Below are 22,599 nucleotides of genomic sequence, written 5' to 3' on the forward strand. Positions count from 1 at the left end.
CTTTGCTTATCCAGAACTGAGGTTATGTAATATAAATTTAATGGTGTAGTTATTTATTTGAAGCAGTAATATTAATTAGCTATAGAATGATGAAGATGACTTCATGGATATGCTAATCCATGAAGTCATTAAAAATTATTGTAAGCTACTCATTGTTATTAAGCAGATAATGAAATAGATGATGCAACATTCACGTTACTGCGACCTAAAGCATTCAATACCGCTTGCATAGAAGCCGTTAAAATATCGTGACAATTAGAGGCTGCACAATAGCGACTTCCTTGAATACTAATTTGCACATAAGCCATTGCTTCAGCTTGTTCATTTTCAGCACCTAACTTGCTTGGTAACGCATGCTCAGTGTAATCAATTAATACAATGTCATGACCAATAGCTGCACTTAAGCCTTTCACAAAAGCATCCAATACACCTTTACCTTTACCCTTTAATTCAAGTGTTTGGTTCTGTGTTGTCAACTGTGCTTGTAACGTATCAACGCTACCTTCGCGGTTAAGCTGGTAACTCTCAATGTTGACAGCATGTTGTGGATTTAAGTAAGTACTTGAGAAAATATCATGTATTACTTGAGGCCCTACTTCTGCTTCACTTTTCTCAGCGAACGCTTGAATATGCGGGCTGAAATCAACCTGCATCCAACGCGGCATTTGAATGCCATAATCCTGTTCAAGTACATAAGCGACACCGCCTTTACCTGATTGACTATTAATACGGATCACTTGCTGATAGCTACGACCTAAATCACGAGGATCAATCGGTAAGTAAGCCACTTGCCAATGTGCATCTGAGTCTGTTTTACGCTGTTCTGCATCAATGCTCATACACTTGTTAATGGCATCTTGGTGGCTACCAGAGAAAGCAGCAAAGACTAATTCACCAGCATAAGCATGACGTGGGTGAACAGCTAACTGAGTACAACGTTCAACCGTTGAAATAATACGGTCCATATCAGATAAGTTTAATTCAGGGTCAATACCTTGGCTATAAATGTTCATCGCCATTGTCACGATATCCATATTACCCGTGCGTTCACCATTGCCTAATAATGTACCTTCAATACGGTCAGCACCAGCTAACACACCTAGCTCAGCAGCAGCAACACCACAACCACGGTCATTATGAGTATGTAAACTAATTCTAACGGCTTCACGATGACTGATATTGTCATTAATCCATTCAATTTGATCTGCATAAACGTTCGGAGTAGACACTTCGACTGTTGCGGGTAGATTGATGATCACTTTATTATCTGGCGTTGGTTGCCATACATTAATCACGGCATCACACACTTCTAATGCGTAATCCATTTCCGTTCCCGTAAAGCTCTCAGGGGAATACTGGAAAGACCAATACGTTTCAGGCTGTTGAGAAGCCATCTCTTTTACCCATTGCGCACCTTGAATGGCAATGGCTTTAATTTCTTCACATGATTTTTTGAAAACTTGTTCACGCTGTACTGTAGACGTTGAATTATATAAATGAACAATCGCTTTCTTAGCGCCTTTTAATGACTCAAAGCTACGTGCAATCAACGGCTCTCTTGCTTGTGTTAATACTTGAATCGTTACATCGTCAGGGATTAGATCTTCTTCAATCAATTGGCGAACAAAATCAAAGTCAGGGGCAGAGGCTGCAGGGAAACCTACTTCGATTTCTTTAAAACCAACATCAACTAATAGCTTAAACATTTCTAGTTTTTGGCTTGGGCTCATTGGCTCAATAAGTGCTTGGTTACCATCTCTTAAATCAACACTGCACCAATCAGGTGCAACACTAATAACATGGTTAGGCCAACGTCTATCGTTTTTTTGAATAGGCGCAAAAGCACGATATTTTTTATGATTAAAACTAGATGGTTGATTGCTATTCACTGGCATAAGAGATTCCCTAAAACTATTTTTTGATATGATTGTTATCATTATAACGATAAAGCAACAGTAAAGCGTAGTATAAACGAATTAGCGAGTTGGCTCAGCATGGTAAGGTTATTGCCACCCATTTCCGGTAAGAAACTTCGCTCGCTATCCATAGTGAAACTATAAAGGTTTTTATGTAGTGAATGATTGCAAAGTCACCTTATAAAATGCAATATATTGCAACAAATCTCTACTTAAAGTTAAATATGTAGTGATTAAAATCAAAGTGAGATATAAGCATGCATTCAACCATTAAATTAGACCGAATAGACAAGCAAATATTGCAACTGATGCAAGCTAACGCGCGTATTAGTAATTTAGAATTAGCTGACAGTGTTGGTTTATCACCAACCCCCTGCTCTCGTCGTGTTAAACGCTTAGAAGAATCAGGCATTATCGATAAACATGTCACGCTATTAAAACCTTCTGCTTTAGGTTTAAACCTAACAGCCATGATAGGTATTAGTATGGACAGACATACGCCAGAGCGTTTTGAAAACTTCCAAACATCAGTTAGCCTATTACCAGAAGTATTAGAGTGCTTAATTGTGACAGGTCAATCGGCTGACTTTTTATTAAAAGTGATCGTACGAGATATGCAACATTATGAACAATTCCTATTGGGCTATATCACCAAACTAGAAGGCGTAACAGGCGTACATTCTAGTTTTGTTTTACGTGAAGTCATTAAGAAAACAGCACTACCACTCGATTAATAAAATAAGAATAAGATCACTTAATTATTAGGGTAACTCACTTAAAAAGTAACTTATTTACAGAGCAATTTATAAAGGATAGGAACATGTCAGCAGCATTAGAAAAAATCATTATTAATCCATCTTCAGACGCAACAAGCTGTGTTATTTGGCTACACGGATTAGGTGATTCAGGGGCAGGCTTTTCACCTGTAGTACCCGCATTAAATCTACCAAAAGATCATCAGATCCGTTTTATATTTCCGCATGCGCCAGAGCAAGAAGTCACTATCAACCAAGGTGCAGTAATGCGCTCGTGGTATGATATTAAAAGTATGGATCTACATAATCGCGCAGATCTTAATGGTGTCATGGCATCAGAAAAAAGACTACATGCATTGATTCAAGAGCAAATTAACAGTGGCATTCCAGCGGACAAAATTGTGTTAGCCGGTTTTAGCCAAGGTGGCGTAATTAGCTTATTTTCAGGATTAAGGTACCCACAAAAATTAGCCGGTATTTTAGCCATGTCTTGTTACCTACCAAACCCAGATGCACTGCCTACAGATCTATCATCAGAAAATCAAAAAACGCCGATTTTACAACATCACGGAGAGCAAGATGAAGTGGTTCCAATCAGTGCAGGTAAAATGGCTAACTCGCTATTAATTGATGCAGGTTATGCCGCTAAATGGACGTCATATAGCATGCCGCATTCAGTCATAGCAGAACAGCTAGCCGATATTTCAGCTTGGATTCAAAGCGTATTAAAATAAGACTGATTCAAACATAATTTTGTAGTTTAAACTTATGCTTCATAGAGTATAAATTTAAAGAATATGGATTTATAGAATATCAATTGATATAAATTGAAGGAGTAGACTTGGCTCTGCTCTTTTAATCTTTGTTGATTCGACTCTTAATCATTGAATTGTTAACTACTGATTTTTTAACTACTCTGCTTTAAATACACTCTTTCTGGTCGTCCGACTTTCCCATATTCATTTTCTGCAGTTAATAAACCATTGGCAGAGCAGTACTCTAAATAGCGACGAGCGGTGGTTTTACTAATACCCGTTTCTTGAACTAAGCGTTCAACGGTAAATTTTACGCCAACATTTTGAGAAAATACCCGTTTGATTGTTTCTAACGTAATGCTTTCTATTCCTTTCGGTAATAATTGTTGGTATTTGTCACGTAATTGGATATTGAAGAGTTCGTCAATTTGACGTTGTTCAAGGTTATCGTATGCATCCATTGCTGTGTTTAATGTTAAATAGCGATTGAGTGTTTCTTGCAAGCGTTCGTATGACACAGGTTTAAGTAAATAATCAAAACAACCTAGCTTCATTGCCGTTTTAACCGTATCAATATCATCTGAAGCAGTAATTAACACCACACTGGTTTTATGAGTCGTTTTATCGGCAATGATCTCACGAAATAAATCGATGCCAGTACCGTCAGGTAAATAGTTATCTAAGATAATGACATTCGGTTTATGTATTTTTACCATCGTTCTTGCCATTTGTAGATTTTCAGCAATCCCTATAGGGTTAAAACGAGGGGTTTGACGTAAAATTTGACTGTGAATTTGTGCAATTCTTGCATCATCTTCCACGATTAATACATCAATGAGATCCATTTAATTTACCTTCTATATTGATTGGGTCATTTTTACAGTGATTGGGGATAAAGACAGAAAAGATACAACCTTTTGGCTCAGCATTATCAACGAGTATAAAACCATTAGCATGAGTGACATAGCGGTGAACTAAATATAAACCAATGCCATGGTTATAACAGTCTTGTTTATTAGAGACGCCCTTCTTCCAGATTTCATCCATTAAATCAGCCGCTAAGCCAGTACCGTTGTCGCTTATTTCAATCACCAAATCGTCCCCTGCATCAGTGATTAAAACGTTAACAATACAGTTACTATCAGGGTTAAGTTGGGTAGCATCGAAGGCATTATCAATTAAGTTACCGAGGATGGCACACAGTTCAGTTTCGCTTAATGTAGAATTAAGCGGGTGGAGTTGACAAGTCGAGTCAAACATCAATGAAATGTTCAGCTCTTTTGCGCGTAATGACTTCCCTAATAGTAAACCTGCGACTTGTGGCAAATGAATATGCTGATGAATGAAATCTAGCAATTTTTGTTTACTGGTATTTTCCTGTGCAATCAGTTGCTGTACTTCATCCAATCTCCCCATTTGAATCAAACCAGAAATGGTCGCCAAACGATTAGAAAACTCATGTCGTAATACTCGTAACGTATCAGTGTGTTGTTGAACTTGAGTAAGTTCATTGGTCAGAGAATCAATATCACTTTTTTCACGAAAACTAACGACCCAACCAATCAATTCATTTTTTTTAAAAATGGCAACACGGTTGACAATTAAACTGTGTTCATTCAAACGGATCATTTCATCTTTTAGGCTTTCATTCAGAGGCTGGCGAAAAAAGAATTCTGAGTTTGAAACATATTCAAAAATTTTCCGTTTTTTTAAGTAGTTAATATCATACTCAGCACCCAATAACTTACGGGCTGACTTGTTCATAGTGAGAAAATAACCTTCACGATCGATGGCAATGACACCTTCATATACTGAACTTAAAATTGTATTTTGTAAGTTCAATGCAAGTGCAATTTCTTCTGGTTCCATCATATTCATTTTCTTTTGAATATGATGAGAAAACCCCCAAGCAGCGGCTAAAGTCAGCGCAAAAAGACTAAACACTTCGATGAGTAAGGGGGTCATATACACATCAATCCATTGGTCAAAACGGTTCAGTAAATAGCCAACAGAAATAATCCCGATGATATTATGCTCACTATCAAAAATAGGTGCCTTTCCTCGTACACCATAACCTAAACTGCCTTCCCTTAAGGAGATATAAGACTCACCGCGTTCTAGTGCACCGGCATTATCACCCCCTCTCATTGGAAAACCGATACGCTCTTCTACTGGGTGTGATAAGCGAATGCCATTTTCATCACCAATAACAATAAAACTGGCATCTGATATCGCTGATAATCGATTGATATTGATATTTAGAGCGACCAGATCTTTCGATTTAATCTGTTTAATGAGCACGGGATCACTGGAAATTTCTTTAGCTTGGATAAGTGCGCGAGTGCCCACTTGATGTTTGATAGATTTATATAATGTACTTTCAAAATGCCATACCATCACTGGCATTTGCAGCATAAGTAGACCAAATAGTAATAAAAATATTTTGATACGAAAGGTCAATTTACAGAAAGAAGAAAAAGTGTTTTTCATAAAGTCTAACCGAAATGAATACTGAGTAATGAATTAGAAGTAGTGAGTTTAATTTGTAACTGATTTGAAACGTAAATGTTAAATTAAAATAACAATAAAGACAGTGACGCTTTACTCGCTTTAGAGTTTATTTATTACCTAGCAATGATTTTTTCAATTAAAACAGTGTTTTATGTGTACAACGTAGTTGTTCACTTTTAGACATAAAAAAGACCCCAAATAACGCATCGTCATTACAACTTACGTTATTTGGGTAACTTGGGTAATCGATTAATTTAGCAACTTGAGCAATTGATATTTTAAGCTGCTACCTTTCTTTCAGCGGCTTTCGCTCGAATAGCGCTAATAATAGGTAACAATATTGAAAGTAATATCACGACTAGTAAGCCTTTAGCAATTCCAGAGTTCATGAAAACACTTAAGTCTTGGTTCGAGATTCTATAACCCTGACGGAACGATTGTTCCATTTGCCCACCGACAATAGCAGCTAAAATCATTGGAGAAGTAGGTATATCAAGACGTCCCATGATAACCCCTGCCACACCTAAAATGATTAAGATGTAGAAATCGACAACAGAAGCACTGATCGCATAACAACCCACAAAAGCTAAGCTGAGTACGATTGGATAAAGTACTTTTGGCGGAATCGCTAGCAAACGTACCAATACACCAGCAAGTGGAATATTCACAATGGCCAGAATCACATTAGCAACAAACATACTCGCGATTAAGCCCCAAGCTGTATCAGGATGCTGAGCGAACAAGAGTGGCCCAGGTTGAATCCCAAGCATTAATAACGCGCCCATCATTACCGCAGTGGTTCCCGATCCCGGAACACCCAGTGATAACATTGGAATCATCGCTCCAATAGAAGCGGCATTGTTAGCTGACTCTGGTGCTGCTAATCCTTCAATTGCGCCATGCCCAAATTCTTCTTTATTTTTAGATAATTGCTTTTCGTTGTTGTAACACATCAGCGATGCCATCGTGCCGCCCGCACCAGGGAGTGCACCAATAATAAAGCCAACAGGTGCACTACGAAGAATAGGCCACTTTGAACGTTTCCATTCTTCTTTGCTTATCCAAATTCTTTTAAACTTAGTTTGGGCTTTTTTGCCTCCTTCGCTCAAGGTCCGGAAGCTTTTAAAAACTTCACCTAAAGCATAAATACCAATAATAACCACTAAGAAATCGATACCCGTTTGCAGCTCTAACACTCCAAAAGTAAAACGTTGTAAGCCTGATTGTCCGTCAATTCCTACCGTCGATATCGCGAGTCCAATGCACATCGATAAAAAGCCTTTCAGCATGTTCCCTTTCGACATAGAGACCGTCATAGAAAGTGCGGCGACCATTAATAAAAAGTATTCAGCAGGGCCAAATTTAACAGCTAAACCAGCAACAGGCTCTGCCATTAATGTCATTAATACTGCCGCAATAGTACCGCCAATTAATGACGCAATAGCAGATATAGCAAGTGCGGACTCTGCTTTGCCTTTCATTGCCATGGGGTACCCATCGAAAGTTGCAGCCAGTGCTGCACCATCGCCGGGGGTATTAATTAAAATTGAGCTTCGAGACCCGCCAAACATGGCACCAATATAAACGCCCATCATAGTGATAAGTGAAGCCGTTGGCCCCATTGAAAATGTCATTGGTAATAAAATAGCCACACCAGTTGCAGGCCCAAGCCCCGGAAGCATACCAATCACAGTCCCTAAAATACCGCCAACTAAGATTAAAAATAAGTAATAAGGCTGAAGAGCAACGCTAAAGCCATTCATTAAATTCGTTAAAATATCCATTATGCTCAGCTCTATTAATTAAAAAATGGAAATGGAGGGAGGTTAACTGACAGCAATTCATTAAAAGTAATAAAAATACCACCAGCAAAAATAATTGAAATTAAAGCGCTTTTTTTCCAAAAATCTTTACCGCAAGTCACCGTCAACGTTGAAAACATAAATAAAGAGGTACTTATCACGTAACCAACATGTTCAAATAACATCGCGTAAAAAATGCAAATAACACAAGTAATAGCTATTTTTCTGCGATCCTCTTTTCGTTGTGAGCTTTCATTCAATAATGCTTTGATAGCCATTATTGAAGGTGAGATTCCACCAGTAAAGATCAGTAAGACACCAATAAAAATAGCAATGGCCGACACCGCAAGTGGTAAGAAAATAGCTTCTAATGGATTGCCAAACATTGGCTGGGGTAAGCTATACGCATACCCTCCGTAAGCAAGGCCAAATGTGATACTAAATAGCCCTGTCAGGCCATCCCAATTGGATTTTATATTTGACACGTTACACCTCTACCAAATAATCGAGTTTATTAAATTATGCTTTTTTAATATGGAAACGGTGGCTAAAACGACTTTGTTTCTTGGCATAATCATAAGGAAGTAAGCTTTGCTTTTTACACAAAGCTTTATTGTATTTTTAAAATAGAATCGTTATTGATTTATAAAAATTCAGTACTGATATCAAACCTGTTTAATGAAAGAGCACTTACTTGTTTACATAAATCATCTCTTTCATTTAATTAATATCGAGGCTTATCGACCAAATACTTCTTTAATCAATCCTTTATATTGTTCATTCGTTTTACCTAAGAACGTGGTGAAGTCTTGGTCATTTTGGTAAGCATTGTCCCAACCATTACGTTTCAATGCTTCTTTCCATTCAGTTGTTTCAACCATTTTCTGTAAAGCATCACGCCAATACGCAACCGCTTCTTCCGGCATATCTTTCGGGCCAAATAAACCACGCCAGTTTTCAAATGTAACGTTAATGCCTTCTTCTTTTACTGTTGGAATTTCCGCGATTAAGCCACTACCAATACGCTTGTCCGCCGTTTGTGCTAACGCGTATAATTTCCCACTTTCAACCAGTCCCGCAACATCGCCTAAACCAGTAGAAATAAGATCAACATGACCGCCTAGCGCTTGTGCGATTAAGCTACCGTTTTGAAAAGAGATATAATCAATATTACGAAGATTCTCAACACCCGCAGCTTTAGCCACTAATAAGAATTGAATATGATCCATCGATCCTGCGGAAGATGTTCCACCAATTTTGACCGATTTAGGATCTTTTTTAAGCGCATCCATGACTTCTTTGATAGTTTTGTATTTTGAATTTTCTGGTACCACAAAAGCAGCATAGTCAGTGATAAGACGTGCAATAGGTGTTGTATCTTTATAACTGTATTGAGTCAGACCCGTTAGGTTCGTTAGCAAAATAGGCGGAGAATATACTGAAATAAGATCGCCTTTGCCTTTTTGAGTTTGCATATAAGCTAAGTTAACAGCACCACCACCACCGGGACGATTCACCACAGGCATATTCGCATCAACAATACCTGTATCCTTTAACACTTTACCTACGGTACGAATGGTTAAATCCCAACCGCCACCAGCCCCTGAAGGCGCAACCATATTAATAGTATGAGGAGGATAATCTGCTGCCATCGCAGAGTTAACCGAGAGAAGTGTAGTGGTTGCAATCACGGCACTTGTTAAAAGCTGTTTTAATTTAATCATCAACTTACATCCTTTGCTTATTTCCTAAATATAAAAAGTATTGAGCGAATAGCTCTTACCCTCGTTTTATTTTTATTCTCAGAATAGATCCTTTGTAAAAACCTAATATTCATTTGACGCGTTAAATAAATGTATTTTATTTGTTAAATAAATGAACTGATTTTGTAAGCATACTGATAGGCTAAGAATGGAAATGTGAGGCGAGACAATTAAACGTTATGAATCAATGGTGCTTATGGTTTTTATGGTGTTAATTAATGATTTAGAAAATAAAAGGATATTTTTTATAATTTAAAACAATTAGTTAGAGTTACATTAGAGGGGATTCAACAAAAATAGAGACCTATTAAAGGACGGTTTAATATATGCAATATTGTCGTAACTTATGATCAGGTTAACGTCTTGGGTATTTCCGAAAAAGTAATTAAAGCGATAAATGATAGATAATTAGCATAAATAACCTAAATGAGATCAGAGTTAACATTATCTATTAGCTTAGCTGTAGATCGTTTATAAAAATTCAAAAATCACTTTCAATTTATCCAATAATATTAAGTAATTTCCATTCAGTTGATATAAGACCGTAAATTACTCATAAATAAATAGTTAAATATTGATCGGGCTAGCATATTTATTTCGTTTATCTACAAAAATACGACTATAGTATTGACACTTCTTATCAATTTTTTACAAGGAAAATGCCTAATGAGTGTTAAGTTAAAGATGATGTTATTAATGGGCTCACTAATAACCATAGTTGTTTTAGTGATATCCATTGTTGGATTTATAAATTTCAAATCAGAATCAGTGAACACTTATGATCGTAGTTTAAAAAATGATGCGATGGTAATAGGCAAAGCGGTAGAACAAAAAATCGGTCGTACATTTGATATTCTTCATGCCGTTGCAGCAGAACTTGCCATTACTAGTGATGAGAAAATAGATGAAGTAGCAACTTTAAAATCACTTAAATCAATTGCAAACAAGTTTGATGTACTTGGCGCACATATAGGTATGAAAAATGGTGATATCTATGCCTCCTTAGCAAATGGTTTTGTTCCTAACGTTAATGCAAAAGAAATGAAACGTGAATGGTATGTCCGTATTTTTGAAGGTGAAAATGAGGTAATGACTAAGGTTTACATTAACGGTGAAGGGAACTCAGCTATCGCGATGTCTGTCCCTGTTATCAGAGAAGGTAAACGCGTTGGATTACTTGCAGTTAATATTGAAGTTAACTCAATCACCAACTTCGTTAAAGAATTATCGGACAACTCTCAAATATACATCTCTCGTGAAGATGGGTATGTTTTAGTTGCTAAAGATCAAAAGCTATTGGGTGATAACCTTTTTGCCTCACACCCAAGCTATGAACCACTTAAAAACCTAGATGAAGCATCTTTAAATTATCATTATGATGGTCAAAATTATTTTGTTGCATCATCAAAAATGAAAAATTTAGGATGGAATGTATGGGCATGGGATTCACAAGAAAATATTAATGCAGCCTCTAATAGTAATTTATACACAACCTTAATTATCGCCTTCATCTTTATCGTAATCGCACTAACCATCACTTACGTTCTAGTTATTAAGCTAATGTATTTACCAATCGGTGGAGAGCCTAAAACAATCGAAGATATCGTACAAAAAATAGCAAATGGTGACCTTTCCCTCAACGCAGAAACAACAGGGAATGAAACAGGTGTTTATAAAGCGGTCCTCGCCATGGTCGGACAATTAAAAAATACAATCAGTGAAATTAATGCAACAAGCACAGAAGTAATTAACTCTTCTTTACAAATTGAAAAGTCATCTAGTGGCGTGACAGAAACTACGCAACAACAAATGCATCAATTAGATCAAACAGCTTCAGCGATGAATGAAATGACGGTAACGGTACTAGAAGTTGCCAGAAATGCACAGCAAGCTTCATCTTCAGCACATGAGGCTAAACAACATTCAAAAAATGGTATGACGGTCGTAAGCGAAATGAATAATGATATCAGTTCATTATTAAATGGTATTGAAGACGTGCAAGTAGTTATTAATAAACTAGCTCAACAGACTGATAATATTGGTAGTATTCTTGACGTTATTAAAGGAGTTGCAGATCAAACTAATCTTTTAGCGCTTAACGCAGCTATTGAAGCAGCCCGAGCCGGAGAACAAGGTCGAGGCTTCGCGGTAGTAGCCGATGAAGTCCGTAACTTAGCGAATAGAACACAAGAAAGCACGGATGAAATTCAACAAGTGATTGCTAACTTACAAGCAGAAGCAGGCCGTTCAGTACATTTAATGGAAGCAAATTCAAAAAGTGCAGAAGCAACAGCCACTAAATCTAATGAAGCTAATTTGGCTCTGGAAGCTATCAATAGCTCAGTAGAAGAAATCCAAGATATGAATAACCAGATTGCTACCGCAGCTGAAGAGCAAACAGTCGTAGCTGAAGAGATTAATAATAGTATTGTCAGCTTAAATGATATGTCTAAACACACATTCGATAATGCCGAAAATAACTCAACAATGGCTAAGGGTTTAAAAGATTCAGCCGCTTCATTAAACCGCTCAGTAGAGAGGTTCACTCTTTAATTCTAATAACTTAACTATAGTAGGAATATTATAACATTTAGAGCTTGTAAATAGTTCTGTAGCGACACTCTTCCCTTGGACTGTCGCTATTTTTTTAGCTTTAAAATACAACTAACCATATTAAATAAAAACGTAATGCTGCTATTTATCTATTACTGCTATCAATAATAACCCATTTATTTAATGGCTATGTTATTTTAAATGCTCCGCAAGGTGATCAATCAATAATCGAATCTTCGGTGACAAATAACGATTCTGCGGATACACCGCCCATATCCCTTCAGCAGGTTCTCTGAACTGATCTAAAATGGTCACTAACTTGCCTGACTCTATATAAGATTGCACGTAATAATCAGGCAATTGTACGATACCAATATCTTTTAATGCGGCATCAACTAGTGCTAGCCCACTATTACATCGTAAATTACCTTTAACTCTGATGTTCTTCTCTTTATTTTGCTCAGTAAAGCGCCAATAGTCACGCGTACCCAATAAACAATTATGATGTTTAAGCTCGGAGAGTGAATGTGCTTCACCGTGTTTTTGTAAGTAGTTTTCAGAGACACAAACAAAGTTAGAACGTTGGCTGAGCTTTTTAGCAATCAAACTTGAATCTTGTAACTGCCCTAGACGAATAGCGATGTCAAAACCACCATCGATTAAATCAACTCGGTTATTGGTTAGCTCAGTTGTTACTTCAATATCACTGTTCAAAGCAACAAAATCATTGATTAACGGTAAAATTTTCTGCTCCCCATAAGTAACAGGTGCAGTTAGCTTTATTTTACCTTGCGGTTTACTCTGTAGGTTGGTGATGGCTTGCTCAGCGGTATCTAGCCCATCTAGCAAATGACGGCAATGTTGATAAAACAACTGCGCTTCCTGTGTTAGCGAGACTTTGCGTGTGGTACGGTAAAATAACTTTACCTGTAGGCGCTTTTCTAGTGCACTGATTTGGCGACTCACTTGTGCAGTAGAAATTTTGAGATGTTTAGCGGCTAATGAGAAGCTTTGATTTTCAGCTACTGCTACAAATTCATTAATGCCCTGCCACTTCATTGTTACCACCTGGTAAAAGTAATTTTCATTTTAGGTAGATTATCATTATTGTAGAAACAAATATAATAGATACATAAAAATGCCATACACACATAATTGGAGTAGATATGACGGATAAATTTATTAAATCAAAAGCGGCTGTAGCTTGGGGCCCAAATCAACCATTAGTGATTGAAGAAGTTGATGTAATGCTACCTAGAAAAGGCGAAGTATTAGTTAAAGTGATTGCCTCTGGTGTCTGCCATACAGATGCATTTACGTTATCTGGTCAAGATCCTGAAGGTTTATTCCCAGTTATTTTAGGCCATGAAGGTGGCGGTATCGTTGAGCAAATCGGCGAAGGTGTCACTAGTGTGAGCGTTGGCGACCATGTTATTCCACTTTACACTACTGAATGTGGTGTATGTAAGTTCTGTACCTCAGGTAAAACTAACTTATGTAGCGCAGTACGTGAAACGCAAGGCCGTGGCGTAATGCCAGATGGTACTAGTCGTTTCTACAAAGACGGTCAACCAATATTCCATTACATGGGTTGTTCTACGTTCTCTGAATATACTGTGTTACCAGAAATATCATTAGCGAAAGTTAATAAAGATGCACCGCTTGAAGAAGTGTGTTTATTAGGTTGTGGTGTTACAACCGGTATGGGCGCGGTATTAAATACAGCTAAAGTTGAGAAAGGCGATAACGTTGCGATCTTCGGATTAGGCGGCATTGGCTTGTCAGCGATCATCGGTGCAAAAATGGCCGGCGCCAATAAGATTATTGGTATCGATATCAATGAAAGTAAGTTTGAACTAGCAAAACAACTGGGTGCAACGGATTGTATTAATCCAAAAGACCACGATAAGCCAATCCAAGATGTGATTGTTGAAATGACTGATGGCGGTGTTGAATACTCGTTTGAATGTATCGGTAATGTTGACGTGATGCGAAGTGCACTTGAATGTTGTCATAAAGGTTGGGGCGAATCAGTGATTGTTGGTGTTGCTGGTGCAGGTAAAGAAATCTCGACCCGTCCATTCCAACTAGTGACTGGGCGTGTTTGGCGTGGTACCGCATTTGGTGGTGTTAAAGGTCGCTCACAGTTACCAGCTATTGTTGAACAATACTTAGCGGGTGAATTCAAATTAAGTGATTTTATTACTCATACTATGCCACTTGAAGATATCAATAAATCATTCGATTTAATGCACAGCGGTGAAAGTATTCGTAGTGTTATTCACTTCGACCATAAATAGACTGACCTGCTTAGTCAGATTAGGCGTAGAAACTTAATCTGACTGCTTTCAAATTGAGCCATTTTCAATACGAGTAATAACTCCAACTGAACGGCTTACATTCAATAATACCAATGGAATTAAATAAGTAATCAGAAATTGCGTAGGAAAAATTAACACTAATAAGGCGTGAGTTTTAGGAGATAGTTGTTCTCACTTCAAAACTCAGAACACAGTTAGGGGCGATTTTAACCAGCAAGAATGATCACCTTATTCATTCTTTTGGTATAAACCACATTTATAGGGACAACACGATGATCCTTGAAAATATCAGCAGTAATAAACTATTTGAAGGTTGGCATAAACAATATACCCACTCATCAAGTGTGCTTAATTGTGAAATGCGCTTTGCTATCTACCTACCTCCACAAGCAAGCAGTAATACACCTGTTCCAGTGATGTACTGGTTATCAGGCTTAACCTGTAGCGATGAAAACTTTATGCAAAAAGCTGGCGCACAAAAACTAGCGGCAGAGTTAGGTATTGCAATTGTGGCACCAGACACTAGCCCACGAGGTGAGAATGTTACCGACGATAGCAACAAAGCTTATGACTTGGGATTAGGGGCTGGTTTTTATGTTAATGCAACACAAGCACCGTGGAATAAACATTACCAAATGTACGACTACATTGTGAATGAATTACCACAATTGATAGAAGCTAACTTTCCCGTGACTAAAGAGCGCGTTATTAGTGGGCATTCGATGGGTGGTCATGGCGCGTTAACTATTGGTATACGTAACCCTGATTTATACCAATCAATGAGTGCATTCAGTCCAATTTGTAATCCAATCAATTGTGCATGGGGTCAAAAGGCATTTAGCGCTTATTTAGGCGATAATATTGAAGAGTGGAAAGCTTATGACAGCTGTGAGTTATTAGCTAATCACAAAAAGCATCAACCTATTTTAATTGATCAAGGTAGTAATGATTCATTTCTACAAGACCAATTAAAACCTGAAAGCTTAACGGCAATAGCCGATTCTAAGCTAAATATATTTCAACTTAATATACGTGAAGGATATGACCACAGTTATTACTTCATCAGCAGTTTTATTGAATCGCACTTACGATTTCACGCTGTCAATTTAGGTTTAATAAAAAACAGTTAAAAAACGATAACTTCTCGCTTATAGTGAAAACATAGTACAAACATAATGAAAAGAGAGTGAAAACAATGCCTGTCTTCACTCTCTTAATGGTTTCTCCCTTCAATACAATAACAATCTTAAAAATCAAAACCATTACTTCAGCCTAAAATATAAATCTTTAACATTTAAAGAATCAGCAGAACAGGATGATGATTTATATTGACTGGTTAGTAATGTAGCGAACTTGTTGTATGTATTTAATACATAACCTCAGTTCTGGATAAGCAAAGCGATACAACACCGCTATTTCTGCGGATTTCTGCGTTAAATTATCTCTCAATAACTCGTTATTGCTTCAATAATTCGCCTTGAACTACGCAAAACTAACGGCACTGACTAGTAAAAAATATAATATTATGATTTTAAATACAATTTCGATTTCATTAACCAGAATTGAGGTTACATAATAAATATATTTTTTGTCTTCTATTTATGAAATACAACTCACACTTTAGAGGTAGTAGTGCTACAGTAAATGAGTCACTTTTCACAATAATGTTTATACTATAAGGGATTTAGTTTGAATTTATTTAGAAACCTAACACTATCATTTAAAATATCAGGTCTTGTCATACTGCTATTGTGTGCCCTGCTCTTTATGTCTATTAACCTTGTTAGCAATAGTCGAACGGTTGTCAACAATGTAACGTTAGATTCCGATATTTTAACATTTTATGTAAACATCAATAATAAATGGAAAAATATTAATAAGTCCTACCAACTATCTGAAGATATAGGCATGTTATTTTCAGCGAGGGCAATAGAGCAACAAGACCTAGAAGATGCGACTAACCAAACAAAGTCACTGATCGATGATTATGTGATAAGCCTATCTGTTACCAGTGAAAAGCTCGAAAGAGAATGGAATAAAACACTTAAACTAGAAGAGGATAAAGGGCTTATTCAAGTCAGAGATCAACTCATAGAACAAGTAAATCAACTTAATAAAGCATTATCTTCCCTCACTAATGTTTGGATAACTCAAGCAACTTTTGTTGCAAGAAAAAAAGCAGAAAAAGAAGTTACTAAAGCGTTTAAACCAATTAACGAAAGTATTAACCAACTCAATGATATGCATGACACATTAGTCGCACTTCGATCGGAAAGAATAATCGCAGAAGAAAATAAAATAGTCGTTCAATCAACTATTTTAGCCATCAGCATATTTATTGTTGTGATCATTGTTTCCTTGCTAATGCTTAGAAGACTCAAAAAAGATTTATATTCAATTGTATCAGTGACCTCTTCATTAGCTAAAGGCGATTTAAGCAGGAACCTTGAAACAGGCGAAAATAAAGATGAAATTAGCGAAATAAAAAGATCGATTTTCAGCATGACAAATAACTTAAAGAATATCTTCAAATCAGTCATTTCATTAGCCAATAATTTAGATACATCAACCGATGGTTTGCTCAGCGATAATAAACAACGTATTAATGATGCCGAGTTTCAACGCTCACAAATGGCTAAATTATCAAACTCAGTAGATGAGTTATACGCTGTTTCGACACAACTTTCTGAACATGCAGATAATGCAGTGTCAAAATCAGACGGTGCTATTGAGTCGGCACAAAAAGGCAAAGAGATCGTTAATGCCACTATTAATTCCATTGAAGGATTAGCAGGTGAGATTGAAAACTCAGTAACGGCTATTCAACAACTCGATACCGAAGCCGATAACATTACCAACATTGTTGAAGTTATTAAAAGTATCGCCGATCAAACCAACCTACTGGCATTAAACGCAGCAATTGAAGCTGCTCGAGCAGGCGAACAAGGTCGAGGTTTTGCCGTTGTAGCTGATGAAGTGAGGAATTTAGCAAAACGAACACAAGATGCAACGGGTGAAATTCAATTAACCCTAGAAACCCTTAAACGCAGTACATTAAGTGCCGTATCGGTGATCAACCATAGCCACAGTAAATCATTAGAAAGTGTTGAATATGTATCGAATACTGGCCATGTGATCGATGAAATTAATGTTTCTGTTGAACAGATTAAAGATATTTCTAAAGAAACGTCAGCAGTCTCATCTTTGCAAACCAATACGTTGGATGAAATTCAAACCAACGTACATGATGTTAACCAAGTAGCCGAAGAAAATAGTAACCGAGCGCAAGTCTCTATGGCATCAGCTTCTTCACTCTCAGATCTCAGTAAGGAACTACTTACTTCTGTCAGTTACTTTAAATTAAAATAGTACTTTCATTGCGCGTTAATCCTTTAAAAGTAAACAGCTAAAATGAAGCTCTAACAAAAAACAAGACGGTCGAAAGGCGATAATAAAAACGGTGCTGGTTTAAGTAGATGTAAAGGTATAGATGTAGATGTAAGTGTCGATATAGATGTAAATATAGATGTAGATACGAATTAACAGTCGTTATTTTGTATCTACACCTTACTTTATAACTCGGACAATACGCGAATAACTCATTAATCACACTAAGCGCTGAATAAATCGTTCTAATACTCAATAAACCCTACTGAACAAAATAACCTTTCATACCCCACTCATCCCCCTCCCTTTATAAGAAAGCTAACTTGCTTATTTATAAGTGGCTTATTCCTATTAATTAAACCATTTAAGCAATAATGATCTATTCCCTATTTACTTAGCGTGCTAAGCAAGTAAAATGCTTAGCACGCTAAGTAATAGCTAATAATTTTAATTAAATAAATTCAATAGGTAAGAAAAATGCCAAAAGACATAGAGCAATTAAAGGAACTATCGCTAGCTGAAGACTTCGGACGCTTATATCGCATGTGGCGTAATGTTGTCGATGTTGAACTGAGCCCATTGGAATTAACCTACCCGCGTTGGACAGCACTGTGGAAGCTTTTACGTTTGGGTGACAACGTGAGTCAAAAGGTTTTAGCTAATGCATTGGAAATAGAAGTCGCTTCGCTAATGCGCACTTTAGGACAATTAGAATCACAAGGGATGATTGAGCGCCACGCTTGTCGTAAAGATAAGCGCGCAAGAATTGTTACGTTAACAAAAACCGGTAAGCATTTATTGAAGAAAATAGAAGCTCGTATTATTGAAGTACGTATTGAATTACTAGATGGCATCAGTATGGATGAACTCTTTGAGCTTGAGCGAGTAATGAACATCATTGGCGATAATGTAAATAAAAAATTAAAGGTATTAGATAAATCAACAACCGACCTTATATGAGAACTAACATGACACCAGAACAACAATTTTCCCGTCTAGTAAAAATAGCGACTTTAGGCTTCATTCTGATCTTCGGATACTTCTTATTAGCTGATAATACAATCCCTTTAACACCACAAGCGATGGCTACTCGAGCCGTCACTAAAGTAACACCGCAGATTAGTGGTAAAATTCAAACAATATCAGTCATCAATAATCAATCTGTCAAAAAAGGGGATTTATTATTTAGAATAGACCCTGCACCTTATCAGCTGGCCGTTTCAGAAGCTCGATTAGTACTAGAGCAAGCCAGACAAGACAATGCGGAACTAGATGCATCGATATTAGCGGCAGAAGCTGATATTAAAGCAAGTCGAGCAACAACAAAACAAAAGCGTAGTGAGGCTAAACGGTTTGACTCATTATATTTAAATCATGGCATCTCACAGCAACAAAAAGATCAAGCTGATAGTGATGCAACGGCAGCAAATGCAAATTTTTTAGCTGCGAATGCGCGTTTGAAAAAACTAAGGGTTAATCGAGGAAGTCATGGCGAAGGTAACTTAAAATTGCGTCGGGCTGAAAATAACCTAGCACAAGCAAAGCTCAATTTATCTTACACTGATATACATGCAGACCAAGATGGCGTTGTCACGAATCTACAATTAGAAGTTGGTAGCTTTGCTACTGTAGGGCAACCTCTACTCGCTGTTATCTCGAATAAGGTTGATATTATTGCTGACTTTAGGGAAAAAAACCTACGTAATATAAAAGCGTCAACCTCTGCTTTAATTACCTTTGATGGTGTACCCGGTCATTTATACCCTGCGACAGTAAAAAGTATTGATGCTGGTGTGAGTGCAGGACAATTTAATGCCGATGGGCGTTTAGCAGAGCCAGAAGAATCAACTAGATGGGTACGAGATGCACAACGATTAAGACTACATTTATCGCTAGATGATTTGTTAATTCCTAGTTTACCTGCAGGAGCAAGAGCCACAGTTCAATTATTACCTGATAATGTTTTTTTTAATTTCTTCGCAACGAGTCAAATTAAGGTAATCAGCTTCCTGCACTATATTTATTAACCCTATATTTATTAACCTTGTATTTATTAGCTCTTATTTATTAAAGACTTAATCATAATTAATAATCACTAAGCCATAAATTACCTCTCATTCCTAAATAGCAATGAGAGGTAATTCTATTTTAAAACGCTACGTTTTAAATAAGGTCATTAACATGTCTACGAGATATAACTCATTATCTGCAAACGATTTGCGTCAATGTATACGTATTACAACGGGTGCAACCATTGGTTTTACATTATGTAAGTTATTTAATTGGAATTATGGTGTCTTTTTTACCATTACGCCGATGTTATTACTGGGTTTAGCCCCTGTAATGAGCGCTCATGCAATGCGTCAAATAATTACTTCATCAACGATGGCCATTATTGAAGTTGGAATACTAACTAGCTTATTGGGTGGCTTTCCGGGCATCATGACTCCTGTCGTTTTTTTGTTATTTGCCTATCGTTTCGCTGTAATGTCAAAAGGTGATTTATTTCTATTTGGTGCCTTTGGTGTGATCATGCTAAGCATCATGCTCAACTTTGCTAGTTACCCCGGCACTGATTTAAATAACTTATTATTCAACAATTTTTTCGCAACATTATTATCAGTCGCCATCGCTTATTTAATGATGGCGCTCTTTCCTGATGTTGAGCCTAGAACCCCCAAAGGATCTAGTCCTAAAGCGCCACACCGAATGCGTCATGAAACACTATTAGGTGCAACAGTAGCAACTATCTCATTTATTGCTTTTCAAGTTTTAGACTTACAAGACTCATTATCAGCGCAAGCAAGTACCATTTTAATTTTGTTTCCAATGCATTGGAATGGTGTTCTCGACACAGCGCGAAAACGAGCGATAGGGACTATACTGGGTGTATCTGTCGGGGTTATATGTCAATTTATCCTTTATGATTGGTCGAACTTATTAGTATTAGTTATTCCATTATTATGGATAAGTATTTTCTTATTTAGCCAGTTTCATTTACGAGAAGGCGGTGGATCCAGTATCGGTTTTGGGGCAATGACGACCTTAGGTATACTTTTTGGACAGTATTTAAGTGCTGATAATGATTTAATATTCAGCGCTATGTATCGAATAAGCAGTATGGCAGTCGCCATCACCTTAACCTTATTGTTATGTCATACGATACATCTATTGTTAAACCGATTTGAAGCTACTCGCTTTGGTTATTGAGCACAATAATAACCTTATAATATTGATGTCTTTATACAGTTCATTTCACCAAGAAACGAAGCATAGAAGATATCTATTCGATAAAAGTAATGACATGTTGGCTTTTTATAAAAAATGTTAAAGAGATGAAATTATTTATTGATAGCGTTGGTCTTTTTTCTAAATGAGTGAACCTTACAGGTTTCAACTACGTATTAATTTGTAAATAAATATAATAAGGTTTCTCAGATGGTAAAAGAAATTCCGTTGCGTTTAGGAGAAAAAGTAATGCCTGAAGCGCCAAAGGTTTTACTGAGTAATGGTAATTACTGTATTCCTCAACACTACTTAACTTATCACCACACTTTACAAAGTGTGGAAGCGATTATTTGTGATATTGAATATGATCCGAGATATGTTGTTTTCGCTGCTCAAGATCTAGGTGATATTTATATTCAAGTAGGTGTCGTGGGCCATGATAATTACCATAAGAAATCATCACAGAAACCAAACCAAGAAAAACTATTATTCGGTCGTAAGTGGCGTGTAGAAAAAGAATTACCAACATCAGAGATCATTCAAAGCGTTTTTCTAGCCATTAAAAAATCACGCGAACATGAAGTCCGAGAACTCTTTAAGTTAACTCTCAATCACAGCACTACCACCCCTTTTAATACGCATATTGATTTACCGTTAATGGCCGAGTTTTACGATAGCAAAGGTAATGATAACAAAAGCTACGATAGCAAAGACAATGAGCGTAAAGGTTACGAAAGTAAGGTTAACAATAACCAAGAATGCACAACAGAACATGAAGCAGAAATAAGCACTCAAGAAAATATTAATAATATACTTGAAAAAATCACCTACGATCATAGCCACTTGAGTCTTGATGACGTACAACAACGTCCAAATGGTCTATGGTTAGTTGATATAAAAGTACACCAAACTGAGCGCAGTACTCTATCTGAGATGACTGATGCAACACTTTATTTAATGCTTGAAGAGATATCTTTAAACACATTAAGTCGAGCCTTAATGCAAGAGTTTGTTCGTCTTAGCGATCTACAAGTAGATAAGCATTTCAGTTATAAAGGGTTTCATCGTTTTGATCCGACTATCGATATTGCAGAGATTGCCGACTTGTCTCAACAAAGCCGTAAGCATGAATTAGCAGCACATTTTGCAAGTGAGTTTTCTAAAACAAATCAACAAGTGGATTTAACGCGTATTCCTCCTGTAAAAGCAGGTGCATTAGCACAAAAACACAAACAAATTATCGAGCAATTTCAATTGCAGATGCAATAAGTTTTACCGATAAATGAGCGTTATTTCAGTTAAAGCTCATTTATCGGCTTTTTATCAAGACGCTTTGCAATGAATTCTCTCAAACAGGACTTTATTCCCGTATCCTGCAAACCATAACCTCTAGCCTGAATCAATTAACGGCATAATTTACTATTATTAGATCTCTTAAATTTCAGCAAAAAAAATGCACTAACAAGCAATAAAATTTAGCCTTAGTAATATATAAAAAGGCATTATTTATAACTCGTTAGCACATATTCAATGTTGCTGTTTATTGTTCTATGATACCAATCACACTAATTAACTGATCTATTTTACTGGTTAAAATAACTTATTTCT

The 22,599-nt window shown here is 36.8% G+C and carries 17 protein-coding genes; 10 read left to right on the plus strand and 7 right to left on the minus strand.

The features are described from left to right. Window positions 1-158: 158 nt before the first annotated feature. Window positions 159-1,895, minus strand: a complete 1,737-nt coding sequence (leuA, locus tag V6255_RS10645; protein ID WP_341628138.1) for a 2-isopropylmalate synthase — start codon at window positions 1,893-1,895, stop codon at window positions 159-161. 278 nt (window positions 1,896-2,173) lie between these two features. On the opposite strand from leuA, the gene V6255_RS10650 reads away from it, so the two are divergent. Next, complete coding sequence (locus V6255_RS10650) at window positions 2,174-2,650, plus strand: Lrp/AsnC family transcriptional regulator (RefSeq protein ID WP_341628139.1); 477 nt, start codon at window positions 2,174-2,176, stop codon at window positions 2,648-2,650. An 86-nt stretch (window positions 2,651-2,736) separates the two neighbouring features. Then, a complete protein-coding gene (locus V6255_RS10655; RefSeq protein ID WP_341628140.1) occupies window positions 2,737-3,405 on the plus strand; it encodes an alpha/beta hydrolase in 669 nt (222 codons plus the stop codon). A 173-nt stretch (window positions 3,406-3,578) separates the two neighbouring features. Here V6255_RS10655 and V6255_RS10660 read toward each other — a convergent pair whose 3' ends face one another. From V6255_RS10660 to V6255_RS10680, 5 genes are all read right to left on the minus strand, one after another. Next, window positions 3,579-4,271, minus strand: a complete 693-nt coding sequence (locus V6255_RS10660) for a response regulator (RefSeq protein WP_160064030.1) — start codon at window positions 4,269-4,271, stop codon at window positions 3,579-3,581. After that, entirely contained in the window at window positions 4,258-5,916 is a 1,659-nt protein-coding gene (locus V6255_RS10665) for a sensor histidine kinase (protein ID WP_341628141.1), read from the minus strand. The genes V6255_RS10660 and V6255_RS10665 overlap by 14 nt, the downstream gene beginning before the upstream one ends. 299 nt (window positions 5,917-6,215) lie before the next feature. Next, on the minus strand, window positions 6,216-7,721 hold the full coding sequence (locus V6255_RS10670) for a tripartite tricarboxylate transporter permease (protein WP_341628142.1): 1,506 nt from the start codon (window positions 7,719-7,721) through the stop codon (window positions 6,216-6,218). Between the two features lie 14 nt (window positions 7,722-7,735). Then, entirely contained in the window at window positions 7,736-8,224 is a 489-nt protein-coding gene (locus V6255_RS10675; RefSeq protein WP_341628143.1) for a tripartite tricarboxylate transporter TctB family protein, read from the minus strand. A 252-nt stretch (window positions 8,225-8,476) separates the two neighbouring features. Beyond that, window positions 8,477-9,463: a Bug family tripartite tricarboxylate transporter substrate binding protein gene (locus V6255_RS10680; RefSeq protein ID WP_341628144.1), complete on the minus strand. Its 987-nt coding sequence runs from the start codon at window positions 9,461-9,463 to the stop codon at window positions 8,477-8,479. A gap of 705 nt (window positions 9,464-10,168) precedes the next feature. Here V6255_RS10680 and V6255_RS10685 point away from each other — a divergent pair. Next, complete coding sequence (locus V6255_RS10685) at window positions 10,169-12,055, plus strand: methyl-accepting chemotaxis protein (protein WP_341628145.1); 1,887 nt, start codon at window positions 10,169-10,171, stop codon at window positions 12,053-12,055. 192 nt (window positions 12,056-12,247) lie between these two features. Here the strand turns inward: V6255_RS10685 and V6255_RS10690 are convergent, their stop codons facing one another. Beyond that, window positions 12,248-13,114 carry a LysR family transcriptional regulator gene (locus tag V6255_RS10690; RefSeq protein ID WP_341628146.1) on the minus strand — a complete coding sequence of 289 codons (867 nt, stop codon included), beginning with the start codon at window positions 13,112-13,114 and terminating at the stop codon, window positions 12,248-12,250. Window positions 13,115-13,221: 107 nt separating this feature from the next. On the opposite strand from V6255_RS10690, the gene V6255_RS10695 reads away from it, so the two are divergent. The 7 genes from V6255_RS10695 (at window position 13,222) to V6255_RS10725 (ending at window position 22,260) form a co-directional block, all read left to right on the plus strand. After that, on the plus strand, window positions 13,222-14,355 hold the full coding sequence (locus V6255_RS10695) for an S-(hydroxymethyl)glutathione dehydrogenase/class III alcohol dehydrogenase (protein WP_341628147.1): 1,134 nt from the start codon (window positions 13,222-13,224) through the stop codon (window positions 14,353-14,355). A 293-nt stretch (window positions 14,356-14,648) separates the two neighbouring features. Then, window positions 14,649-15,506, plus strand: coding sequence for an S-formylglutathione hydrolase (gene fghA / locus V6255_RS10700; RefSeq protein WP_341628148.1), 858 nt, complete (start codon window positions 14,649-14,651; stop codon window positions 15,504-15,506). Between the two features lie 559 nt (window positions 15,507-16,065). After that, window positions 16,066-17,745: a methyl-accepting chemotaxis protein gene (locus tag V6255_RS10705; protein ID WP_341628149.1), complete on the plus strand. Its 1,680-nt coding sequence runs from the start codon at window positions 16,066-16,068 to the stop codon at window positions 17,743-17,745. 495 nt (window positions 17,746-18,240) lie between these two features. Beyond that, window positions 18,241-18,723, plus strand: coding sequence for a transcriptional regulator SlyA (gene slyA, locus V6255_RS10710; RefSeq protein ID WP_341628150.1), 483 nt, complete (start codon window positions 18,241-18,243; stop codon window positions 18,721-18,723). Window positions 18,724-18,731: 8 nt separating this feature from the next. Continuing rightward, entirely contained in the window at window positions 18,732-19,790 is a 1,059-nt protein-coding gene (locus tag V6255_RS10715) for an HlyD family secretion protein (RefSeq protein ID WP_341628151.1), read from the plus strand. Between the two features lie 154 nt (window positions 19,791-19,944). After that, window positions 19,945-20,973 (plus strand): DUF2955 domain-containing protein, encoded by a 1,029-nt coding sequence (locus tag V6255_RS10720; protein WP_341628152.1) that lies wholly within the window; start codon window positions 19,945-19,947, stop codon window positions 20,971-20,973. Window positions 20,974-21,201: 228 nt separating this feature from the next. Next, on the plus strand, window positions 21,202-22,260 hold the full coding sequence (locus V6255_RS10725) for a hypothetical protein (protein WP_341628153.1): 1,059 nt from the start codon (window positions 21,202-21,204) through the stop codon (window positions 22,258-22,260). Window positions 22,261-22,599: the final 339 nt, after the last annotated feature.

Origin of the sequence: Psychromonas arctica (genome assembly GCF_038155225.1) — a bacterium.
Classification (GTDB): Bacteria; Pseudomonadota; Gammaproteobacteria; order Enterobacterales; family Psychromonadaceae; genus Psychromonas; species Psychromonas arctica_B.

Bases quoted from the DNA above. Each gene is read 5' to 3' on its own strand.
- leuA (WP_341628138.1), bottom strand. From the start codon at position 1,895: ATGCCAGTGAATAGCAATCAACCATCTAGTTTTAATCATAAAAAATAT.
- V6255_RS10650 (WP_341628139.1), top strand. From the start codon at position 2,174: ATGCATTCAACCATTAAATTAGACCGAATAGACAAGCAAATATTGCAA.
- V6255_RS10655 (WP_341628140.1), top strand. From the start codon at position 2,737: ATGTCAGCAGCATTAGAAAAAATCATTATTAATCCATCTTCAGACGCA.
- V6255_RS10660 (WP_160064030.1), bottom strand. From the start codon at position 4,271: ATGGATCTCATTGATGTATTAATCGTGGAAGATGATGCAAGAATTGCA.
- V6255_RS10665 (WP_341628141.1), bottom strand. From the start codon at position 5,916: ATGAAAAACACTTTTTCTTCTTTCTGTAAATTGACCTTTCGTATCAAA.
- V6255_RS10670 (WP_341628142.1), bottom strand. From the start codon at position 7,721: ATGGATATTTTAACGAATTTAATGAATGGCTTTAGCGTTGCTCTTCAG.
- V6255_RS10680 (WP_341628144.1), bottom strand. From the start codon at position 9,463: ATGATTAAATTAAAACAGCTTTTAACAAGTGCCGTGATTGCAACCACT.
- V6255_RS10685 (WP_341628145.1), top strand. From the start codon at position 10,169: ATGAGTGTTAAGTTAAAGATGATGTTATTAATGGGCTCACTAATAACC.
- V6255_RS10690 (WP_341628146.1), bottom strand. From the start codon at position 13,114: ATGAAGTGGCAGGGCATTAATGAATTTGTAGCAGTAGCTGAAAATCAA.
- V6255_RS10695 (WP_341628147.1), top strand. From the start codon at position 13,222: ATGACGGATAAATTTATTAAATCAAAAGCGGCTGTAGCTTGGGGCCCA.
- fghA (WP_341628148.1), top strand. From the start codon at position 14,649: ATGATCCTTGAAAATATCAGCAGTAATAAACTATTTGAAGGTTGGCAT.
- slyA (WP_341628150.1), top strand. From the start codon at position 18,241: ATGCCAAAAGACATAGAGCAATTAAAGGAACTATCGCTAGCTGAAGAC.
- V6255_RS10715 (WP_341628151.1), top strand. From the start codon at position 18,732: ATGACACCAGAACAACAATTTTCCCGTCTAGTAAAAATAGCGACTTTA.
- V6255_RS10720 (WP_341628152.1), top strand. From the start codon at position 19,945: ATGTCTACGAGATATAACTCATTATCTGCAAACGATTTGCGTCAATGT.
- V6255_RS10725 (WP_341628153.1), top strand. From the start codon at position 21,202: ATGGTAAAAGAAATTCCGTTGCGTTTAGGAGAAAAAGTAATGCCTGAA.